The organism is Paraglaciecola sp., from assembly GCF_030730205.1.
Classification (GTDB): Bacteria; Pseudomonadota; Gammaproteobacteria; order Enterobacterales; family Alteromonadaceae; genus Paraglaciecola.
The window spans coordinates 34,439-56,661 of record NZ_JANQVQ010000084.1 but is presented as its reverse complement, the minus strand read 5'-3'; the positions used below and the strand labels follow the sequence as shown (position 1 = coordinate 56,661).

General features: G+C 42.6%; 23 protein-coding genes and 1 pseudogene. 7 read left to right on the top strand and 17 right to left on the bottom strand.

Annotated elements, in window-relative coordinates; genetic code table 11:
- Window positions 1-144, bottom strand: a pseudogene (locus NWQ57_RS07405) (dienelactone hydrolase family protein); the annotation flags it as partial.
- A 105-nt stretch (window positions 145-249) separates the two neighbouring features.
- Here NWQ57_RS07405 and NWQ57_RS07400 point away from each other — a divergent pair.
- The 5 genes from NWQ57_RS07400 (at window position 250) to NWQ57_RS07380 (ending at window position 3,464) form a co-directional block, all read left to right on the top strand.
- Window positions 250-711, top strand: coding sequence for a hypothetical protein (locus NWQ57_RS07400; protein WP_306021504.1), 462 nt, complete (start codon window positions 250-252; stop codon window positions 709-711).
- 63 nt (window positions 712-774) lie between these two features.
- Window positions 775-1,032, top strand: a complete 258-nt coding sequence (locus tag NWQ57_RS07395; RefSeq protein ID WP_306021503.1) for a hypothetical protein — start codon at window positions 775-777, stop codon at window positions 1,030-1,032.
- Between the two features lie 105 nt (window positions 1,033-1,137).
- Entirely contained in the window at window positions 1,138-1,422 is a 285-nt protein-coding gene (locus NWQ57_RS07390) for a pyrimidine/purine nucleoside phosphorylase (RefSeq protein ID WP_306021502.1), read from the top strand.
- Window position 1,423: 1 nt separating this feature from the next.
- Window positions 1,424-1,783 (top strand): Fis family transcriptional regulator, encoded by a 360-nt coding sequence (locus NWQ57_RS07385; RefSeq protein ID WP_306021501.1) that lies wholly within the window; start codon window positions 1,424-1,426, stop codon window positions 1,781-1,783.
- Window positions 1,784-2,066: 283 nt separating this feature from the next.
- On the top strand, window positions 2,067-3,464 hold the full coding sequence (locus NWQ57_RS07380) for a DEAD/DEAH box helicase (RefSeq protein ID WP_306021500.1): 1,398 nt from the start codon (window positions 2,067-2,069) through the stop codon (window positions 3,462-3,464).
- 34 nt (window positions 3,465-3,498) lie between these two features.
- On the opposite strand, the gene NWQ57_RS07375 is transcribed toward NWQ57_RS07380, so the two are convergent.
- From NWQ57_RS07375 to leuS, 16 genes are all read right to left on the bottom strand, one after another.
- Complete coding sequence (locus NWQ57_RS07375; RefSeq protein WP_306021499.1) at window positions 3,499-3,780, bottom strand: hypothetical protein; 282 nt, start codon at window positions 3,778-3,780, stop codon at window positions 3,499-3,501.
- Between the two features lie 62 nt (window positions 3,781-3,842).
- Window positions 3,843-4,685, bottom strand: a complete 843-nt coding sequence (locus NWQ57_RS07370; RefSeq protein WP_306021498.1) for a peptidylprolyl isomerase — start codon at window positions 4,683-4,685, stop codon at window positions 3,843-3,845.
- A 76-nt stretch (window positions 4,686-4,761) separates the two neighbouring features.
- The gene (gene lipA / locus NWQ57_RS07365; RefSeq protein ID WP_306021497.1) at window positions 4,762-5,736 is read right to left on the bottom strand and encodes a lipoyl synthase; all 975 of its coding nucleotides are present in this window, start codon (window positions 5,734-5,736) and stop codon (window positions 4,762-4,764) included.
- Window positions 5,729-6,400 carry a lipoyl(octanoyl) transferase LipB gene (gene lipB, locus NWQ57_RS07360; protein WP_306021496.1) on the bottom strand — a complete coding sequence of 224 codons (672 nt, stop codon included), beginning with the start codon at window positions 6,398-6,400 and terminating at the stop codon, window positions 5,729-5,731. The genes lipA and lipB overlap by 8 nt, the downstream gene beginning before the upstream one ends.
- A gap of 18 nt (window positions 6,401-6,418) precedes the next feature.
- Window positions 6,419-6,682 (bottom strand): DUF493 family protein YbeD, encoded by a 264-nt coding sequence (gene ybeD / locus NWQ57_RS07355; RefSeq protein WP_306021495.1) that lies wholly within the window; start codon window positions 6,680-6,682, stop codon window positions 6,419-6,421.
- A 29-nt stretch (window positions 6,683-6,711) separates the two neighbouring features.
- The gene (locus NWQ57_RS07350) at window positions 6,712-7,884 is read right to left on the bottom strand and encodes a serine hydrolase (RefSeq protein ID WP_306021494.1); all 1,173 of its coding nucleotides are present in this window, start codon (window positions 7,882-7,884) and stop codon (window positions 6,712-6,714) included.
- Window positions 7,885-8,084: 200 nt separating this feature from the next.
- Entirely contained in the window at window positions 8,085-8,885 is an 801-nt protein-coding gene (locus NWQ57_RS07345; protein WP_306021493.1) for a septal ring lytic transglycosylase RlpA family protein, read from the bottom strand.
- A 49-nt stretch (window positions 8,886-8,934) separates the two neighbouring features.
- Window positions 8,935-10,020, bottom strand: coding sequence for a lytic murein transglycosylase B (gene mltB / locus NWQ57_RS07340; protein WP_306021492.1), 1,086 nt, complete (start codon window positions 10,018-10,020; stop codon window positions 8,935-8,937).
- A gap of 27 nt (window positions 10,021-10,047) precedes the next feature.
- Window positions 10,048-11,163: a rod shape-determining protein RodA gene (gene rodA, locus NWQ57_RS07335; protein ID WP_306021491.1), complete on the bottom strand. Its 1,116-nt coding sequence runs from the start codon at window positions 11,161-11,163 to the stop codon at window positions 10,048-10,050.
- A gap of 3 nt (window positions 11,164-11,166) precedes the next feature.
- Window positions 11,167-13,101, bottom strand: a complete 1,935-nt coding sequence (mrdA, locus tag NWQ57_RS07330) for a penicillin-binding protein 2 (RefSeq protein WP_306021490.1) — start codon at window positions 13,099-13,101, stop codon at window positions 11,167-11,169.
- Window positions 13,102-13,103: 2 nt separating this feature from the next.
- Window positions 13,104-13,574: a 23S rRNA (pseudouridine(1915)-N(3))-methyltransferase RlmH gene (rlmH, locus tag NWQ57_RS07325; RefSeq protein WP_306021489.1), complete on the bottom strand. Its 471-nt coding sequence runs from the start codon at window positions 13,572-13,574 to the stop codon at window positions 13,104-13,106.
- A gap of 38 nt (window positions 13,575-13,612) precedes the next feature.
- The gene (gene rsfS / locus NWQ57_RS07320) at window positions 13,613-13,930 is read right to left on the bottom strand and encodes a ribosome silencing factor (RefSeq protein ID WP_306021488.1); all 318 of its coding nucleotides are present in this window, start codon (window positions 13,928-13,930) and stop codon (window positions 13,613-13,615) included.
- Between the two features lie 38 nt (window positions 13,931-13,968).
- Window positions 13,969-14,640: a nicotinate-nucleotide adenylyltransferase gene (nadD, locus tag NWQ57_RS07315; protein WP_306021487.1), complete on the bottom strand. Its 672-nt coding sequence runs from the start codon at window positions 14,638-14,640 to the stop codon at window positions 13,969-13,971.
- Window positions 14,640-15,677: a DNA polymerase III subunit delta gene (holA, locus tag NWQ57_RS07310; RefSeq protein WP_306021486.1), complete on the bottom strand. Its 1,038-nt coding sequence runs from the start codon at window positions 15,675-15,677 to the stop codon at window positions 14,640-14,642. Before holA ends, nadD begins: the two co-directional genes overlap by 1 nt.
- Complete coding sequence (gene lptE / locus NWQ57_RS07305) at window positions 15,677-16,198, bottom strand: LPS assembly lipoprotein LptE (protein ID WP_306021485.1); 522 nt, start codon at window positions 16,196-16,198, stop codon at window positions 15,677-15,679. The genes holA and lptE overlap by 1 nt, the downstream gene beginning before the upstream one ends.
- A gap of 17 nt (window positions 16,199-16,215) precedes the next feature.
- Window positions 16,216-18,816 carry a leucine--tRNA ligase gene (leuS, locus tag NWQ57_RS07300; RefSeq protein ID WP_306021484.1) on the bottom strand — a complete coding sequence of 867 codons (2,601 nt, stop codon included), beginning with the start codon at window positions 18,814-18,816 and terminating at the stop codon, window positions 16,216-16,218.
- Window positions 18,817-19,137: 321 nt separating this feature from the next.
- Here leuS and NWQ57_RS07295 point away from each other — a divergent pair, with 321 nt between their 5' ends.
- Both NWQ57_RS07295 and NWQ57_RS07290 read left to right on the top strand, forming a co-directional pair.
- Entirely contained in the window at window positions 19,138-21,534 is a 2,397-nt protein-coding gene (locus NWQ57_RS07295; protein ID WP_306021483.1) for a Lon protease family protein, read from the top strand.
- 159 nt (window positions 21,535-21,693) lie between these two features.
- Window positions 21,694-22,176, top strand: coding sequence for a peptidylprolyl isomerase (locus NWQ57_RS07290; RefSeq protein ID WP_306021482.1), 483 nt, complete (start codon window positions 21,694-21,696; stop codon window positions 22,174-22,176).
- Window positions 22,177-22,223 lie beyond the last annotated feature (47 nt).

Sequence of the window (22,223 nt, the reverse complement as noted above, 5' to 3'; positions counted from 1 at the left end):
GCGTGCAATAGGAGCGGTTAGCTGAAAAATTTCAGAATAAAAAATAATGGCATTGTAAGTGCCAGCTTGCACGGGACGATAAACCTTAATGTGCATAGTGCCAGTGGCTGTGTTTATATCTTGCTGATGGTGTTGAATGATCATAATTATGTTCTCTAAGCTTGCTATGCGAATAATTTAACTTGGTTTACTGAATAAGGTCACCATCATAAAGTAAATAAGGTGTTTAACAATGGCGCATAAAACACGATGAACATTAATAATAAAACCTCGGCGATGCTTTTTTTAAGCGCCTTGTGTTTAGTATTTTCCGTGCTCCTCGTATCGCCCAATGTGCCCCATTCTGATTCAATCGCTCCAAGCTTAGAAAGTGTCAACAATTCTCAGCCGCTTACCGTTGAGCGTTTTGCAGCAATGCAATTGGACTACAAGAAAATAAAGCTTTGTACCTCAGTCAAGCAAATAGGATCACTCGATCCTGTTACTCATAATCAAACCCACAATGACTCAGTCATATTACTACCATTTTTTATCCGTCTAGCAGGCGACGCTTTTGCACCTCCCCTGCTTAAAAACTATCAACATGGTGTTCAGGTTTACATGTCACACCAACAACAAGTGTGGCATAAGATCAAGCGACAAAGCCTCATAAAACCATTCAATCAGCAGTATGAGCCTTTAGATATCCTCCCCAATTCAATTTTTGCTTAAGTAACCAAGATTACCGCAGGGATTTTATACCTGCATTAATAAAGCAAATTTGAGAATGTAACTATGAGTGATTTAATCGCGATTTATGCCGAGCTAAAGCCTTGGATAATTATTTTTATTTTTATTTGGCTGTGTTTAAAATTAGTGACTTTAGCCCGAGAAAGAAAAGGTATAGCGCTAGCGTTTGGTATATTTACCCAAATGTTTCTACCTGATCCCAAGGCTCAACAAACCATAGAAGCTATAGTACAACGCAAAGAGGAAGCTAAAAAACAACAAGATGAAAATGGTGAACCGAAAAAAGATGAGACTAAAAATTAGTAACTAGTCAATTGTCATCTAATTTAGGCTAAATAGTTGCCTTGTTAGTATTGTAAATCTGTTAAATTAGACAGTAAATTAGCGTTCTCTATATAGGAATAAAAAATGTTTAAAGTAAACGAATATTTTGATGGAAAAGTAACATCGATGGCCTTTCAAACGGCTACCTTGCCGGCTACCGTAGGTGTAATGGCGCCGGGTGAATATGAGTTTGGCACGAGTCAGTTTGAAACCATGACAGTAGTTAGCGGCGCATTAACGGTATTATTACCTGGTGCTTCTGATTGGCAAACTTTTAGTAATAATGAGGTATTTACCGTTGAAGCTAATGTTAAGTTTCAAGTAAAGGTAACACGAGATACCGCTTATTTGTGCACCTACGGGAAGTAATATGAGCTCGATGAAATCAACTATCAAAAAGCTTGATGATAATGTGGTTAAGGCGCTCACTAAGGTCTGTGAAGAGGCCAAACGACACATCGAAGGTTTTGTTTGGTTGACTCATCGAGCTGACTTTAGCAACTTCCCTGAAAGTTTGGCAGTCACCTGCGTTTTTGTTACGCAAGAGCAGTTACGCCAAGCATGCGCACAAAAGCAGGATGGCTATTTGCGTAAACTAGTACAAAAGCAATTGTTAAAAGCGGGTATTTTACTCAAGGATGTCCGTCGTAACGTGTTTTTCGACACTGAAGAGGCGTGTGCCGTTGGTCACAATGGTAATTGGGACAAGCGTTTATCTACTAAGCATTAGTGATTTCTCTTTGGTTCATAGAGTGTCGATGCTGTATTGGGTAAATGTTTAAACTATCCATTTTTCGTCTTGGGCGCCAAACACAGGTAAATTTGTTCTTTCAGGCTTGGTAGTAGCAGTTAGAAATATATGTAATGCAGACTTAATAAAGCAATAAAATCAGAATAGCGTTGCTGCTGCATAAAATTTGCACAAAAGCACAATCAATCCTCACCTTTATAGCTAAAATGCTGTATATTCCGCCCTCGTTTTTTTGACTGTAGCAATTCTACAGAGGAACCTTATGCAATTTTCATCTTTAGATTTAGCCCCGGAGCTACAACGCGCCCTTGATGAGTGCGGCTACAGCAATATGACACCCGTGCAAATGCAGGCTATTGTGCCGGCCCGTCGGGGTAAAGATTTACAAGTAACAGCTCAAACAGGCACGGGCAAAACCGCAGCCTTTTCTATTCCTATTTTGCAGCAAATGTTGGATAGGCCAAAAGATACCGTTGCGGGTCGTCCTCGTGCTTTAATTTTGACTCCAACCCGTGAATTAGCAGAGCAATTGGCTGATGCTATTGCGAGTTATGCCCAATTTATTACTGTGAGTGTGACGGCACTGTATGGTGGAGTGAAGATGGGCGGCCAAGCCAATAAATTAAAAGCGGGCGTCGACATCGTAATCAGCACACCTGGTCGTTTGATGGAGCACCTTACCTTGGGTAACGTTGCCTTAGGTAATGTTGAATTTGTTGTTTTAGATGAAGCTGATCGCATGTTAGATATGGGCTTTGTTGCAGATGTGCTTAAATTAATGCAGCTGACTGCAGAAAAGCGACAGACCCTCTTGTTTTCGGCGACGACTTCGCCGGCGGTGAATGAGTTATCACACAAAATTTTGCATGACCATCAGCAAATTCGAGTAACCAAGGTAAATAGCACTGCTGATACAGTAAGGCATGCTATTTATCCCGTCGAAGAAAGCCGCAAAATTGAGCTATTTGAAAAATTACTAGCCGAAAAAAATTGGTTTCAAGTTTTAGTTTTTACTAGTACTAAAGAACAAGCCGATGCATTACTTGCTGGTTTGAAAAAAAGCAAAATTGAAGCTGCCGTTTGCCACGGTGATAAAAGTCAAGGCTCGAGACGCAGAGCCATTGCAGATTTTAAATCAGCAAAATTACAAATATTGATTGCTACTGAAGTCGCTGCCCGAGGACTTGATATTCAAGGCCTTGATTATGTGGTGAACTTTAACTTGCCGTATCTACCTGAAGACTATGTACATCGAATTGGTCGAACAGGCCGAGCTGGAGCAGCCGGTAATGCAATTTCATTTGTTAGCCGCGAAGAAGAGCAAACATTAGAACGTATTCAAAAACTGATTGGTACGGATATTAAACGTATCGTAAAACCGGGTTTTGAAGTCAGTAGCCGCGGTTCGCTGCTAAAAAGTATTTCTCGTAAAGTCTTATCTGGGCGCTCAAACAGGGCGAGTGAAACCCTGATTGATTTTGAAAAATCAGCCGACACCCTCCCTAAAGGGAAACCTCGTCGTGCTAAATCTACTGAGCAATTGACGGAAAAAAGCACCGCTAAACCAGCTAGGGTGAAAAAGAAGAACAGCAATACTGAAGAAGCTGGACCCAAGAAAAAGAAATTACGTGGAAAACGAGCTCAACAATATTCTCGTTAAACAGTATTATGCGTAACAAAACACCCTCGTTTTGTTACGCACTGAGCACTTGTTCTTGAATGACAACTGTTTTAGCTTCAGCTCTGTCAATAATCTTCAGTAGGGTAGTTTGTACTACTTCATCAAGGCGAATATCGCTTAAAGCCGTAAAAGACTCCTCAAACTTTTGAGCCCCTGCCTCTTGAGTAAAACTGATTACTACCTTTGTTGCACATTTTGAGCTGACGCCAAAGTATTGGATATCAATCATTGGATAACCGTGATCACCACGGTTATGCAACTTATTAAGGCGTTTATGGGCTTTTTCTAGATTCATACTATGTTCTTCACCGTTCTATATGCGTCTTATATTGCAGGTAAATAGTAGAAGACACTAGCTTAATTATCTTGTACACGGGTTTTTAATTGGTAGTAACACAGATCTAAATTGCCATTGCCCTTAAAATGAAAGAATTCACTGTCGAGTGTTTTTGCCTTTGCTAATCTTTGTTGTACTGCTGTTGACGTTGGCTCTTGCACTTGGAGCTGAAGCTGCTGAGCAAGAGGGAGCTGACTGGCTAATTTAGCACGAATAATCTTACTGCGCTTAATGGGCTCGTCAATGACGCCACTAGCATTATTGAAATCGGCCCGTTGCAAGGCTTGGATCGCCGGCATACCGTAAATGACTCGTGCAAAGGAGCTCATATTGCGGTCTAAATGGCGGGTAGCTTGACCAATGACAATATAAAAATCGCTGGTGGCTGAGTCTTTTTCATTGCTACGTGCCATTGCGACATTACCAGGACAGTGCAGTAACCACTCTTCTTGTGTTTTAAGGTCTCTTCCTGCTGCAAAACCCTGAATAAAGCCAGTCTCAGGGGCCATAAAATCAGGAGACTGAACGGCTATGAAATCGTCTTTTGCAGGTATACTTCGAGTAAATTCTGCTTTAAGCGGGGAATCGTTGGTGCTGGCTCTTTGCTTTATCAAGTCACCGGCTTGCGCCACAAATCCATCAATAACACGATAGAAATCAAGGCCGTCATAATAGCCTTCATCTACTAAGGATTTGAATTGATTCACGTGGAGCGGCGCCATGGTGGGAGCGAGCTCAATGACAACCGTACCGGTTTCAAGATATAAATAAACAAGATTGTTTGGATCGGGAGTTCGCCACTCGTCTTGCGCGAACAGTAGGGGGGCGAACAATATTAAACTAACTAAATAGCCGTACTTCATCTGTATCTCTCATTTTTTCTGATTCAAACAAAAAACTCGCCATAGGGCGAGTTTTGTTTTTAATTTGCTTGACGATCTATTTAACTTCAACGCCAGCTGCTTGTTTATCTGCATGATAACTGGAGCGTACCATAGGACCACAGGCTGCATGGGTGAAACCAATTTCTTTGGCAATTTCACCTAACTCGTCAAATTCATCTGGGTGAACATAGCGCTTCAGTGGGTAGTGGTGTTTACTCGGTTGTAAATATTGGCCAAGCGTTAACATTTCTACGTCATGGGCTCGCAGGTCTTTCAATACTTCAGCAATTTCTTCTTTATCCTCGCCCATACCCATCATTAAGCCAGATTTGGTTGGAATACCGGGATGTTGCGCTTTGAACTTTTTCAATAGATCCAGCGACCATTGGTAGTTTGCACCAGGGCGGCATTCTAAATAGAGGCGTGGAATGGTTTCTAGGTTGTGGTTGAACACATCGGGTACGCCGTTCTTAAAAATTTCGAGGGCACGGTCCATTCGACCACGAAAATCAGGCACCAAAACTTCGATTTTAGTAGTCGGGCTATGTTCGCGGATTGCATTAATACAATCAACAAAATGTTGGGCGCCACCATCACGCAGGTCATCACGGTCTACAGAGGTAATCACCACGTACTTTAAACGCATTTCAGCGATGGTTTTGGCAAGCTTAATTGGCTCCTCAGCGCTAGGGGGAAGCGGTTTGCCGTGAGCGACGTCACAGAAGGGACAACGACGGGTGCAGATATCGCCTAAAATCATAAATGTCGCCGTACCGTGGTTGAAACATTCCGCCAAATTGGGGCAGCTTGCTTCTTCACATACTGAATGTAAATTATTCTTGCGTAGAGTATTTTTGATGTGATCAATATTACTGGTGTTGCTGGGTAATTTGATTTTAATCCAATTAGGTTTACGCAACATTTCTGTTTTTTCAGTTGGTAAAATGGTAATGGGAATATGCTTTACTTTCTCATCATCACGCAGTTTTACACCCGCTTGAACACGCCCTTGTACCTGCACCTTACTCATCAAAACCTTCTCTGTATTCAATTAATGTGGATGAATCTTGTGGTGATATACCAATTAACTCACATAATGATTTAACTATTTTAATGCCTGCCTCATCGATATTCGCTGGGCCACCAAGTTGTTCGCAATTTACCATTTCTAAGCCTGCGTAACCACAGGGATTAATACGTAAAAACGGACTTAGATCCATATTAACGTTCAATGCTAAACCATGGAACGAACACCCTTTACGTATTCTTAAGCCAATAGAGCACACTTTTTTACCTTCAACATACACACCTGGGGCGTCCGCTTTGGGATAAGCGTCAATCTGATATTTTTTAAGGGTATTGACTATGCATTCTTCGAGCGCCGTCACTAAAGTTCTTACTCCGAGTTTATTACGTTTTAAATTCAGCAGTACATACAACATTTGTTGGCCAGGACCATGGTAAGTGACTTGACCGCCACGATCGACTTTAACCACAGGAATGGTGCCGGGCGCAAGTAAATGCTCTTCTTTACCCGCTTGACCTTGAGTAAAAACTGGCTCGTGTTCGACTAACCATAATTCATCAGGTGTATGCTCATCGCGCTTATCGGTAAAGTCTTGCATGGCTTGCCAAATAGGCAAGTAGGCCTGTTGGCCAAGCTGCCTAATAATGACATGGTGCTGATGTGACATAACTCACTCTTTAGCTTGTTACAGAACAACTCGAACTAATTCTAATTTGGCCAATTCGACGTAAAGGGTTTCCATATGCTCTTTGCTGACGACTGTCACACTTAAGGAAATAGAGTGATAGTTGCCTTTTGAGCTTGGTTTGACCTTTGGGGTGTAATCACCCGGAGCATGCACCTGTAAACAGCTAACAACATCATCAGGCAGACGCTCGTGTGCCACACCCATGATTTTAAATGTTTGTTGACAAGGAAAATCTAACAGTTTGTCAAAATTAGTATCCATTACGCTCTCAATCTCAGTTGAATAGAAGTTTAACTGTCAAACCCAAGTTTCAATTTTACGAAATCGACCATGCGATCAAAAAATCCACCTTCATTGACTTCTTGCAAAGTAACCAATGGATACTCAGCAATATCTTCGCCTTCTATTTGCAAATATAAGGTACCTACAACTTCGCCTTTGGCTAAAGGGGCTTGCAGATTTTTATCTAGTTTAAAATTCGCTTCTAACTTCTTACTTTGTCCGCGGGGAATGGTAATGGGGGTATCTTGTAAAATACCAAGATCGACCGTTTCCTTGTCACCCATAAATATACGCTGCGTTACAAAGCTACTGCCTGCTTTATAAGGGGTAATAGTTTCAAAAAACCTAAACCCGTATTTAAGTAGCTTTTTGTTTTCTTCTTTACGGGCTCGGTCGCTTTCAGTACCCATTACCACAGAAATTAAACGCATCCCATCTTGGGTTGCTGAGGTCACCAAACTGTAACCTGCATCAGAAGTGTGGCCCGTTTTGATGCCATCAACGTTTAAGCTTTTATCCCACAACAAACCGTTACGGTTGTATTGTTTTATGCCATTGAAGGTAAATTCTTTTTCACTGTAAATCGCGTATTCATTTGGTACATCGCGAATCAGTGCTTTAGCCAAGGTCGCCATATCTCTGGGGGTAGTATAGTGATCAGCATCATGTAAACCGTGACTGTTAATAAAGTGCGTTGAAGACATGCCCAGCTTTTCTGCATGCATATTCATCATGCTAGCAAAGGCATCTTCGCTACCGGCAATGTGTTCTGCCATTGCAACACAGGCATCGTTACCAGATTGCACGATAATGCCGCGGTTAAGATCACCCACTGATATTTGTTTGCCAACTTCAATAAACATAACCGATGAATCTGGAAAGTTCTTAGCCCACGCATTCTCAGAAATAGTGACCATGTCATTCTCTTGAATGTTGCCATTAACAATTTCTTTGCCGATAACATAACTGGTCATCATTTTAGTTAAACTGGCAGGAGGTAATAAAATATCGGCATTTTGTTCTGCGATGACCTTACCTGTTTGATAATCAAGCAGAATAAATCCTTTTGCCGCAACCGATGGGGCAGGGGGAATGACAACTGCAGCCAATGAGGCGCTACTAATAAATACAAGGCTAAGACTGCTGAAAATAACAGCACTGAAAGAATAGAGTTTTCGCATTAATCAACCGTTTTATGATTTGAGTTAAGAGTCAGAGAGCTAAGGTATGTTTATAGCTCTTTAAATTCGGCCACTAATATAGCACTTTTGCACTCAAAAAACTGCTCATGGAACAATAAATTCAGGCAATTTGTAAGAATTTGCAAACCACAAATTACGACCAAATAATGTCTTAAAAGTTTATTTTTATTAGGCTTATATCAAGGTTGGTATACTTTGTAGGCGCCGGGGTAGCCATTGGATTTAAGTTCGTTTAGTAAATGTTCGATGGCTCGTTCATCGGTTAAAGGCCCTAATTGTAAACGATAAATACTACCGTCAAAAGGAACCCGGTAAGGTATTTGATATAAGTTGGTTAATGCATTGCCTATCATCTCTATTTTGCTTTTGTCTTGTAAAGCGGCGACTTGAAGATAGACCATCTGAGGTGAATTAGTGGTGTTTTTTACCGGCGAGGTAGTAAGGGGGGGCGCTATCGGGGCAATGGTTGGACTATTTCCAATAGTCATGTGGCCAAGTTCATCAATATGTATCACGTCTAGTTTTACTTTTGCGACTCCGTTGCTTAGCATGCCTAGCTTTAATGCAGCCGCATATGAAAGGTCAATTAATCTTTCGGAGTGAAACGGGCCCCTATCATTTATTCTAACGACGGCTTGATTACCATTAGCTAAATTAGTAACACGAGCAAAAGAAGGCAGCGGCAAGGTTTTATGGGCCGCGGTCATGGTAAACATATCGTAAATTTCACCATTAGAGGTTAAATGACCATGGAATTTTTGCCCATACCACGACGCCAAACCTTCTGCACTGTAGCCCTTGCCAGTTGGTAGGGGCGTATAATGCACTCCACGAATCGTATAAGGACGTTGATTAGCTGGGGCGTAGGGTTCATATTTGGGTTCAGCATCATGCATATGAACCGTTTCAGGCAATGCATGGGGCGCTGAGTCATGCTTTAGTTGATAACGGCTTGGCTGTTGCGCACACCCCATTACCATAGTAATTAAGATCAGACAATAAACACAGTGGCGGAAGCTCGATCGCATATTAATTAACAGCGTTGTCCTTAGTATTAGGTTGTTTTGCCGCTAATAGCTGTTCACTTAATTGATACACTACCATGGCATAAAGCGGGCTATGATTATAACGAGTAATACTATAAAAATTGCCAAAAACAAGCCAGTACTCCTTACCTTGCTCTAGTTCAAATTCAATGAGTTTTACGCTGGTATCCGCTGGGAACTCTGGGCTTGATTCTGTGCTTAATCCTACCCCAGCATCTTGTACCTGCTGCCATGTATGCTTTAATTTTAAGCTTGTGCTTAAAAGGGAGTTATATTGACTTCCTTTTACGCTTGCCGGATACGCGATGGGTTTTCCCGCTTGCCAGCCATGACGTTTGAAATAATTGGCAATACTGGCGATGGCATCAAGAGGATTATTCAATAAATCTCTTTGACCATCTTTATCAAAATCAACGGCATAGGCTCTATAACTTGAGGGAATAAATTGCCCCCAGCCCATGGCCCCTGCGTAAGAGCCCATGAGTGAGGTGATATCGAATTGCTCTTCACGGGCGAGTAAAAACAAATGTTCCAATTCACTGGTAAAAAACGTGGAGCGAGGTGGATAATTAAACGCCAGCGTTTGCAAAGCATCAAAAACCGTATATTTACCTAAGTAGCTGCCATAAAACGTTTCAACGCCAATAATGGATACAATAATTTGGGCAGGCACGCCCGTTTGTTTTTCTACTTCAGCCAGTTCAGTTTGGTATTGCTGCCAAAATTCGAGCCCTTTATTAAGGCGTTTTTCGGTTAAAAATATGGGGTAGTACTTAAACCATGGCTTCGCCTCCCATGGTTTTGCAATCGACTCTAATATGGCTTGATTCGGCGTCGCCTGGCTAAATAATTCGGTGAGATAGTGTTCATTAAATTGATGTTTGCTAACCATTTTTTCAATAAAAGCAGCCTGTTTGTCCGCACTTAGACTTGAGGCTATTGCACAATTACTGACAAAGCTTGCTATAAACAGCAAACTAAATAATGCATAGGTGCTTCGTAATACCCGAGTGCATGAGGAGCGCTGAACATTGCAATTTTCAATTAATATTTGAACCATCGACACCATTAAAGCTCCTTTGATAAGGCATTGAAATTAACGAGAAAGTAAACGTTTTTGGGTACTGATGGACATCAATATGCCGAAACCCGCCAGCAGAGTCACCATTGACGTGCCGCCATAACTCACTAGGGGGAGCGGGACGCCAACAACAGGTAAAATGCCCGAAACCATGCCCATATTAACGAACACATAAACAAAAAACGTCAGCGTGATACTCCCGGCTAATATTTTGCTGTAAGCATCTTGGGCGTTTACTGCGATAATCATCCCGCGCACCACAATAAATGCATAGATTACCAACAGGCCTACCACGCCCCAAAAACCGAACTCTTCACTGAAAACGGCAAAGATAAAATCGGTATGACGTTCTGGTAAAAACTCTAATTGGGATTGCGTGCCATGTAACCACCCTTTGCCGTCGAGTCCACCCGAGCCAATAGCAATTTGCGATTGAATGATATGATAGCCGGAGCCCAGCGGATCAGTTTCGGGGTTGAGGAAGGTAAGTACCCGTTGCTTTTGATATTCCTTCATCAGAAATATCCACATGATGGGGGTAAACGCGGATGCGCACACCACTACGCCGCTAATGAAACGCCAACTCATGCCAGCCAAAAATAAGCCAAAAATACCTGAGCTAGCAATCAACAAAGCGGTACCCAAATCGGGCTGTTTGGCAATCAGCAGGGTGGGTATGCCAACCAGCACAAAACCACCAAGAACGTGAATCATTTTAGGTGGTAGATTGAAACGACTAATGTACCAAGCAATCATCATCGGTACGGCGAGTTTCAAGATTTCAGAAGGCTGAAAACGAAACACACCTAAATCAAGCCAACGTTGCGCCCCTTTACCCACTACACCAAACACAAGAACACCGACTAACATCAGTACGCCAACGAGATAAAAATACAGCGATAATTTACGAAAGGCGGCAATGGGAACTTGAGCAATAACTAACATGACTGCTAAGGCGAGGCCTAGTCGAGTAACTTGGCGCTGAATAAGATCAATATCTTGGCCACCGGCAGAATATATTGTCACCAGCCCCACAGACATCAGTACAAAAAGACCTAGGAGCAGCGGTCCATCACAATGAATGCGTCTTAAAAAACTGTCGTTATTCGTGGTAAATTTAGTTCGTAACACTGATTAATCCGCCGCTCTTGTTGCTGTAGATGATTGCTCAGAAACCTTAGTAACAGGTGGATAATCAATGACAGTATGTTCAGGGAAAACTTGATCTTTGAAATAATAATCCATCATAGCGCGGGCTATAGGCGCAGCCTGTGCTCCGCCGTGTCCTGCGTTTTCAAGCACTATGGTCATCACAATTTGCGGTTTATCATAGGGGGCATAGCCCACATACATAGCATTGTCGCGGTTCTCTTCCGATAACTTACTGGCATCGTATTTTTCGTTTTGGCCTATGGTAACTAATTGTGCAGTTCCGGTTTTACCGGCTGAGGTATAATGAGTATTCGCAAATGCCTTAAATGCACTGCCTGCCCGATTTACCGTGCCGTACATCGCATCTAGAATAACATCCCAATTTTGTTTGTTTTTTACTTCTATGGGGCGGCGTTCCTTAAGCGGCTCTAGCTCAAGTTGGTTATCCACCATGTTGCCTCGCAATATTTGTGGTATCAGTCTGCGGCCTCTATTTGCTAGGTCAGTAATTGCCTGAGTTAACTGAATAGGCGTGGCGGTCCAATAACTTTGTCCGATACCGACATTAATGGTATCGCCTATGTACCAGGGGCGGTTAAACATGGCTTTAACGATACCTCTACTTGGCATCAGTCCATCAGATTCTTCGTGTAGATCAACGCCGGTATAATCACCAAAACCGAATTCATTCATACTTTCACTGATGCGATCAATTCCTAAGCGGTAGGCTAAGTCGTAAAAATAGGTATCACAGGAAACTTCAATCGCTTTTGTGATATTCACCCAACCATGCCCCCACTTATTGTGGTCACGCCATATTCGCTCAACGTTGTTTAATTTGTAACGACCCAAATCGTGTATTTTGTAATCAGGTGTGATGAGTTTCTCCTCTAAACCGAGTAAACCAAGCATCGGTTTTACCGTAGAGGCCGGTGGATATTGACCTTGTGTGGCACGGTTGATAAGAGGACGGTCTTTCGAAGAAAGGAGCTTTTTATATTCTTTGCTGCTTATTCCGTGGACAAATAAATTGGGGTCGTAGCTTGGGCTACTGTAAAGGGCTAACACGCCTCCATCACGAGGATCGATGGCAACAACGGAGCCTCGTTCACCTGCAAACACGCGCATGGCTTCTAGCTGCAAATTTATATCAATATTCAGCACTAGATCTTTGCCTGGAATAGGCGGTTCAAAATCTAAGGTCCTAATAATTCGGCCCTTACTGTTTACTTCAACTTCTTGATAACCCACTTGACCATGCAAGAGTTCTTCATGGTATTTTTCTATGCCCAACTTGCCGATATCGTAAGTCGCTGCATAGTTGGCTTCTTGTCCTGCTTCAGATAATTTTTGTAAATCAGCTTTGTTAATTTTAGCTACATAGCCCAGAGCATGGGTTAGGGCTTCACCAAAGGGATAGTGACGGGCTAACCGTGCTTCGACTGATACACCGGGATACTTATGTTGATGGGCAGAAAACAACGCGACTTCTTCTGGTGATAATCGATTTCGCAAGGTGACGGGTTTGAAACGACGTTGGCGTTTCAAATCCTGTTTAAAATCTGCTATTTCGTCATCTTCTAGTGCGAGAAGCTGCTGCAATTCAGCCAGGGTTGCGTCTAAATTAGTGATTTCTTCTGGAATCACTTCAATGCTATATACGGGTAAATTTTCAGCCAAGAGAATGCCGTTGCGATCGTAGATTAAGCCCCTATTAGGGGCGACAGGCAGCACCTTAATGCGATTACCATTTGACCGGGTTTGGTAGTCTTCAAATCGGGTGACCTGCAGGTAATGTAGATTAGTCAAAACGATTGCGATCATGACAAAAATAACCAAAATGGCGATCACGCTGCGTCTGGCAAATAAGTTGGCCTCAGCCGTATGGTCTTTAATGATAATACGCGGTGTAGGCAAAACTATTCTCTATGATAGGGATGATTATTATTGATTGACCAAGCTCGATATAAACTCTCTGCCACTACAATTCGAACAAGTGGGTGAGGTAAGGTCAGACTCGACAATGACCACTTTTGTTCCGCGGCTTGAATACATTCTGGTGCAAGCCCCTCTGGACCTCCAATAAGAAGACTAACGTCCCGCCCGTCCATTTGCCACTTTTCCATCTGGCTGGCCAGTTTAGGGGTGTCCCAACTTGCACCATTGACTTCCAATGTGACAATCCGGTTGCCTTTAGGGATAGCGGCTAAGGTCAGTTCGCCTTCTTTTTGCAAAATGCGTTTAATATCTGCATTTTTGCCTCGTTTTCCTGCTGGTATTTCTGTTAGTCCAAGTGGCATATCACTGGGAAAACGTCGCAGATATTCCTGAAACCCTTGTTCTACCCAAGCAGGCATTTTTTGACCAACGGCAATAAGCTGAATTCGCATTACGACTGCAGACTAACGAAAATATTCACCAAGGTTTTTTAACCCCAGAGTTTTTCTAATTGATAAAAATCACGGGCCTCGTCTTGCATAACATGCACAATGACATCCCCTAAATCAACCAACACCCAATCACCGGTATCACGACCTTCAATACCTAGTGGAGGGTTTCCGGCCAATTTTGCTTCAACGATAATATTTTCGGCGATAGAAACAACATGACGTTTAGAGTTACCTGAGCACACTACCATAGTTTCAGTGACCGATGATTTTTCTGCGACATCAAGATCAACTATGTCTCGACCTTTAAGGTCTTCTATTTTCTCGATGACAAATGCTTTTAATTGTTGATGGTCCAAAGATATTCCTTACAAATTTAAATTAAGTGGGTAGTTTATCAGATATTGCTCTTAGGCTGATATAACTTAGTGTATTCGATGTACTGTAAAATCGACTCAGGCAGCATTTCGTGAGGACGGTATCCTTGGGCGATTAAGGCTCTTATTTTGGTAGAGGATACGTTCACTTCTGGCGTATCGGCTAAGTAAATGTGGCCAGCCAATGTTCGATGCAGTGAAGCAGGCTCAGTCGTTTGATGTTTGCGTAATAAATCAGCGACAATTTTCTGCTGCTCAGTTGTCGGTTTTTTTGTTGTCTCACTGTTTCGTTTACACACAATAAAGTGGCATAAGTTCAATAGCGTTTCCCAGCGATGCCACGTTGGTAATGAATTAAGTGAATCTGTGCCGATAAAAAAACAGATAGGGGAATTAGGATGGCGGTCTCTAAATGCGCTTAGAGTGTCAACGCTATAAGTGACACGAGCTTGTTCTATTTCCCAAGGCTCTGGATAAAATAAAGGGTAGGTATCACACACCCGTTTTATCATGTCTAGGCGCTGGGCGCTGCTGCTCATGGCTTGCGCTTTATGGGCTGGTAAGTAGTTTGGCATTAGAGCAACTGTTTGCAAATTGACCTGCTTGGCCGCCGCCATAACAGGCTCTATATGGCCGTTATGAATGGGGTCAAACGTACCGCCAAATAAGCCAATAGCGGGAGCGAGTGACATCAATCACTCAATCCATAATCAAGAGGAAAGGCCTCAAGATTAAACGGAATAAACATAAGGCATAAATGGCACAGTTCGACGTAAGGCCTCAAAATTTGCGACTGCTTGATGGCAAAATCAAGGGTAGTCAGTTTTTTCTGTAAGGCGTGCATTTGCGCTAAATCTAGACGTTGAAGTGCTGATAAGTACAAGGCCTGACGATTACCCCATATACGATGTTGATTCCAATTTAATGCTTGGCCAGTTTGTTGAGCAAACAACAAGGCTTGTATGGTTTGCCATTCACGAGTCAGAGCCCACAAAATAATCGTAGGCTCGATGCCTTCACTTTCCAGTCGATAGAGCATTTTTAAGGCTTTTTGAGCATCGCCCGCTAACAATACATCAATTAGATGAAACACGGTAAAGCGACTTTGGTCCACCACGGCTTGTTCGACTTGTTCTAAGGAAGGATTACCGGCGGGATACAACAAAGCGAGTTTTTGCACCTCTTGTTTAGCAGCGAGTAGGTTTCCCTCACAATAGTCTGCCAATAACTGACATATTTCTTTTGACGCCTGCAAGCCTTCTGTATGCATCTGCTGGCTTAGCCATTGCTGCAGCGAGTTACCTTCAAGTGGGTAACAGGGGACATATACCCCATTTTTATCTAGTAGCTTAAACCACTTACTCGATTGCACATCCTTACCAATTTTAGCGCCATGGATCACAACGAGTAAATCGTCACTACTTTGCGTGGCAAGCATGCTGAGTATTTTACTGCCTTCAGTACCGGGTTTGCCTGTGGGCAATTCAAGCTCAATAAATTGCTTACTCGAAAACAGGGACAGGGTCTGTGTGGCTTCAACTAAGTTATTCCAATTAAATTGGCTATCAACCGTAAGCGATTGTCGCTCATCAAAGCCTTGTCGTAACGCCACTTCACGAATGGCTTGTAGCGTTTCCATTTTTTGCTGGGGTTCATCACCAAACACCATATAAAATGGCGTTAAACGCTGCGCTAAAGCCGCTTTTAATCGGTTGGGATAAACTTGCATTACAACGGCGAGTTAGCGTTGCGGTGTGGGTAACTGGTCGATATTTGGCGAATAATGCGATCGGCTGCTTGTTGACGCATTTCGCCTAAAACCAGATCTAATTCTCGAGATTTAGCCAATACTGCGTCAGGATCATCCTGATATTCGCGGGTAACCGTAAACTCAATTGCTTGCATCTCACTGTGGGCAAATTGCAGCTGATATTTCACGGTATAGACTAACTCGTATTCGGCAACTTGACCTGTTTGAAACAGCGAGAGTAAACGGCGATCTAATTCATCGGGCAACAAGGTGATAGTTAAGTCTGCAGTCGCGCCACTATTATCTACCATCTGCAACCTATAGGGTTTTAATCGTTTGGCCAAGGCGCGCTCGAGCGACGCATTGTGCGCCACTGAGCTTAACTGCACAGTCTGGATCTCTGCGGGCAAATGGAACGCTCCGCGCAGGCTGAAACCACAACCGGTCAGGGCAATTAACAATCCCCCGGCGATAAAACCTTTAAAAAGCGTAACTAGCACCGAATATTTACCTTTATTTAATTTGCGACGATGTTAAGTAATTTGCCAGGTATATAGATCACTTTACGTATCGTCTTACCTTCAACAAAAGGAACCACATTGTGTTCTTGTAAACCCAAAGCCTCCACTTGTTCCTGCGTCGCATCGGCGGCAATGGTAATTTTAGCTCTTACTTTACCGTTAACTTGCACAACCACCAATTTTTCGTCTTCAACTAAGGCAGCGGCATCAACTACTGGCCAAGCTGCTGTCTCAATATCGCCATCAAACCCAAGCTCTTTGTACAAAACATGACAAATATGTGGGGCGATAGGGGCAAGTAACAATACGATGGCATTGATACCTTCACGTACTACCGCTTTATCTTGGGCTTCAACCTGTGGCGCCTTTTGCAAATGATTGAGCAATTCCATAATTGCAGCCACTGCGGTGTTAAAGGTTTGACGACGGCCTACGTCATCGGTCACTTTCTCAATGGTTTTATGCACTAAGCGGCGCAGATTTTTTTGTTCTGCTGTGAGTAACGCTACATCTAAAGTGGCTACCTCACCTAATTCAAGATGCTCTTGTGTTAGGTTCCATAGACGCTTAACGAAACGATGTGAGCCATCAACCCCAGAATCAATCCATTCGAGGGTTTGTTCCGGTGGTGCGGCAAACATAGTAAATACACGAATGGTGTCCGCGCCATAAACATCAATAACTTGCTGAGGGTCGATACCATTATTTTTTGACTTCGACATTTTGGTCATGCCGCCGTGTTTGACTTCTTGACCGTCAGCGGCCAATACTGAACGTACAATACGACCTTTGTCATCTTTTTCACTGATCACATCAGCAGGTGAGTACCAGACTTGTTTGCCAGTTTCGTCCTCACGATAAAACGAATCAGCTAATACCATGCCTTGACACAGTAAGCGTTTAAACGGCTCGTCTGATTCTACTAGTCCTTCATCACGTAATAATTTGTGAAAAAACCGTGAATACAATAAGTGTAAAATCGCATGTTCAATACCACCCACGTATTGATCAACAGGTAACCAATAGTTGGCTTGACTTGGATCTAACATAGCTTGGTCATTTTGAGCACACGCATAACGAGCGTAGTACCAAGATGATTCCATAAAGGTGTCAAAGGTGTCGGTTTCTCGTAAGGCGTTTTGGCCTTGGTATTGCGTTTTCGCCCATTGTGGATCGGCCTTAATAGGGGAGATAACCCCATTCATTTGCACATCTTCAGGCAGCACAACCGGTAATTGCTCAGCAGGTACAGGTACCGCTTGGCCGTCTTCAAGATTTAACATTGGGATGGGTGTGCCCCAATAGCGTTGTCTTGAAACGCCCCAATCACGTAAACGATAGTTAACTGTTTTTTTACCTTTGCCTAACTCTGTGAGCTTAGTCGCAATCTGTTCAAAAGCTTCAGCCGAGTTGAGTCCATCATATTCTTGTGAATTAACCAATAAGCCTTTTTCAGTGAAGGCTGCTTTGCCTAAATCTATAATGGTGTCAGTCTCGAGTGAGGTAATGACTTGTTTGATAGTAAGATGGTATTTAGTCGCAAATTCCCAATCTCGTTGATCATGACCAGGAACTGCCATCACTGCACCTGAGCCATATCCCATCAACACAAAGTTTGCGACCCAAATTGGCACGTTTTCACCGGTAAGAGGGTGAATTGCGTAGTAACCTGTCGCGCAGCCTTTTTTCTCCATGGTGGCTAATTCTGCCTCAGCAACCTTGGTGTTTTTACACTCGTCAATAAAATGCGCCAATTCAATGTTGTCTTTGGCTGCTTCGAGGGCGATAGGGTGCTGGGCCGCTACTGCCACATAGGTCACACCATAAAGGGTATCTGGGCGAGTTGTATAAACATCAAACGAGGTGGCTCCGGCAACGGCGTTAACTAAGTCAAAAGTAATTTCCACACCTTCGGAACGACCAATCCAATTTTTTTGCATGGTACGTACTTGGTCAGGCCATTCAGTTAGCTGTTCAAGGTCATTCACCAGCTCTTCAGCGTAATCAGTGATTTTGATAAACCACTGCGGAATTTCTTTTTGTTCAACTAGGGCACCAGAGCGCCAGCCTCGACCGTCGATCACTTGCTCGTTAGCAAGAACCGTCTGGTCGATGGGATCCCAATTTACCGTAGAATTTTTTTTATAAACCAAGCCTTTTTCATACAGGCGAGTAAAAAACCACTGTTCCCAACGATAGTAATCAGGTTTGCAAGTAGCGACTTCTCTATCCCAATCATAACCAAAGCCCAAAGACTTGAGCTGGGTTTTCATATATTCGATGTTGGCATAGGTCCATTTGGCTGGCGCGGTATTATTGTTTACTGCGGCGTTTTCAGCGGGTAAACCAAAGGCATCCCAACCCATAGGTTGTAATACATTTTTACCTTGCATGCGCTGAAAACGGCTAATGACATCACCGATGGTATAATTACGCACATGGCCCATGTGCAAGCGACCACTAGGGTATGGAAACATAGATAAACAATAAAACTTTTCTTTTTCTGGCTGTTCAACAGCCTTAAAAGTGTTATTGCTTTCCCAGAATGCTTGTACCTCTTTTTCAATTTGTTGAGGTTGGTATTGTTTTTGTGCCATTAAAAAAGACTTCCGCGGCGTTGATAAAAATGAAAATTTAGCCTGTTAGAATACCTTAGCGCTACTAACATAAACAATAGCTTAAGCAGGTTTAGGAGCGCTTAATTCGATGTTTTTGGTCATGAGTCAGCTATTCGTGTTTAACTGCGCAAATTTTGTGCGGTTTTGTGCAGATTAATTAGTTTTCAGTTTTTGTTCTACATTATTTTAAAGCAGGTATTTTTTAAATGTTTTAAAAATCGAGTTACAATACTTGCTTTGTGTTTGACACCTCCTTTAATCCGCGTTTCACTACGCAAAATTTTGTAGTAAATGGACATTATGCTTAACCAACATGCGTTAACTTTGCAGCAGTTGTCGGCTAAACCTAGTCGTCGTCTTATCAATCAAGCCTTAAAAGATAATAATGCGCTCAACTCTACTTTTATAGGACAAGATCGGGCTCGCGATGCACTTGCTTTTGGTTTGGACATTAATGCCAGAGGTTACAATCTATATGTAATGGGGGAGCAAGCAACCGGTCGCTTTACTTTAGTGCGCGAATATATTGATAAGTACGTTACCAATACCGAAACCCCAGACGATTGGTGTTATATCAATAATTTTGAAGATGAGCGTGAACCTTTTGCCCTAAGGCTCCCTGCTGGCGAAAGTAAGCGCTTATATAAAGAGCTCAATACCTTACTCGATGAATTGCTTGATACTTTTCCGGCGGCATTTGATAACCCAGGTTATCAACGCAAAAAAGCGGCTATTGCCCGTGAATTTGAACAAGGCTATGACAAAGCCATAGATGAGGTAGAGTCACTTGCTCAGCGTAAAGGAGTGAGCTTATTCGAAGAAGGTGGAGTGATCACTTTTTCACCTGTGGTTGATGGCAACATTCTGACTGACAAAGATTTTGCCGAGTTGGGCGAAGAGCAACGCCTTCACTTTTACAAACTTATCGATGAGTTAGAAGACAGTTTAAGTGAGGCATTAATAGAGCTGCCAAAATGGAAGCGTGCATCATCTGAAAAGTTAAGAGCCTTAAAAAACGCCACAGCAGAGCAGGGAATAAAGCCCCTATTAAAAAAGTTAGAACATAAATATGCGGCTGATCTTGCCATTCTTAAATTCCTCCGCCAACTAAAGCCGCACTTGGTAGAAACCATTGTTGAATTACTTGCTGAGGAAAAAAAAGATGAAAAGTCCGACGAGCGCAGTGATGATTTTGATAGGCGCACCGTACTGGAAGAGCAATACCTCCCGAATATTTTGGTGTCTCATGCTATAAATGATGGCGCTCCACTGATATACGAGCCCAATCCATCACACCAAAATCTCTTTGGGCGTATTGAGTACACCAACGTTCAAGGTTCGGTTTACACTAACTACCGTATGATACGCCCCGGTGCGTTGCACAAGGCCAACGGAGGTTATTTATTGTTAGACGTTGATAAGCTCATAGAACAGCCATTTGCTTGGGAAACCTTAAAACTGGTGCTGAAATCAGGCATGTTAAAAATGGATATACCGCAACATGATACAGGTATGGTTAATTCAATCACCTTAAATCCACAACAAATACCCATCAACGTTAAAGTAGTATTGTTGGGCTCAAGAGATTTGTATTATACCTTGCAAGAATACGATGATGAGTTTTACGAACTCTTTAGGGTATTGGTCGATTTTGACCATGAAATACCCCTTGAAAAGAAAAATCTATTTGATTTTGTTGGTCGAGTACGCAACCAAGTTACAACATTAGGCCTGAGTGATATATCTGCCAAAGCGATGTATCGCTTAGTTGAATTTAGTCTTCGCTTGGCTGAGCACCAAAATAGGCTTTCCGCCCGCTTTTCTGAAGTCATTGAGTTGTTACATGAAGCCGCTTATTTTTGTCGCAAGGCTGGCGTTACCCAACTTGATGTGACGCATATAGAATCTGCGCTGGCAGCGAAAACCTATCGAACTGGCAGAGTCAGTGAAGCTGTGTTAGATGATATCAAACAAGGGCAAATACTGATTGCCACCGACGGTGTTGATGTAGGTAAAGTCAATGGATTGACCGTATTAGAAGTGGGTGATTGCATGTTTGGTACCCCCGCTCGTATCACCTCAACTGTTTATGCGGGCTCAAGTGGCGTAGTAGATATTGAACGCGAAGTTGAACTTGGTCAGCCAATTCACTCAAAAGGGGTTCTTTTACTAACGGGGTATTTAGGTCATAAGTATGCGCAATTATTTCCCTTAACGTTATCGGCTAATATTGCCATTGAACAATCCTATGGCCATATCGACGGCGACAGCGCCTCGCTTGCTGAACTGATTGCTTTAATTTCTGCCTTAACCAAAATACCTGCTCGGCAAGATTTAGCCATTACAGGTTCAATTAATCAATACGGCCAGGTGCAATCAGTGGGCGGCGTAAATGAGAAAATTGAAGGTTTTTTTAAGCTCTGCCAACACCGAGAGTTAAGTGGCAAGCAGGGCGTGATTATTCCCAAATCAAATCAGATAAATTTGATGTTAGATAAAGAAATTATCGCGGCGGTAAAAAGCGGTAAGTTTCATATATATGCTGTGGAAACGGTGGAACAAGCCTTAGAATTGTTAATGAATAAAGAAGCAGGTCAACTTAATAGTAAAGGCCGTTATCCCAAAGGTTCGATTAATTACACTGCGGTGCTCAATTTATTGAATATCGCCAATATTGTCAGTGGCGGCGAGGATTGATAAGAGCTGCCAGCCGCCTTAAATGCAAATGTCGGGTAGACAATTAAAAATATATTCTGTTTGAATAAGAAATTACTTACGTCTGCTTACTGCTTTTTAAGCCGGATCTGCTACTATTCTGCGTTTTAAAACCTTAACTCAATCGCAAAGTGTAGAATCATGCAAATTACCAAAGACAGTGTTGTTCAATTTAATTATGTCATCAAAGAGCTTGATGGGACGGAAGTAGAAAGTAACGGTGAGCAAGCAGCAGTAGCCTACTTACATGGTCATAACGGCATGATGCCAGGCATTGAAAAAAGCTTAGAAGGCAAGCAGGCAGGAGATAAGCTTTCTGTTGAATTACCTGCCAGTGAGACCTTTGGTGAATTACTGGAAAATAGTGAACAACGGGTTTCGGTTAAACACCTACAAGGTGCTAAGAAATGGTCTGCTGGAATGTCAGCGGTTGTGAACACCGATCAAGGCCAAAGACAAGTCACGATTGTCAAAGTGGGTAAGTTTATGGCAACCGTCGATACAAACCATCCACTGGCGGGCAAAACCTTACAATTTGAATTAGAAGTCGTAAACGTTCGAGCCGCAACTGAAGAAGAACTGGAACATGGTCACGCTCACGGTGACGGTGGGCATCAGCACTAAAAACGAATGGATACTGAGGTTTTTATCTCAGTATCCAATTTAACTTT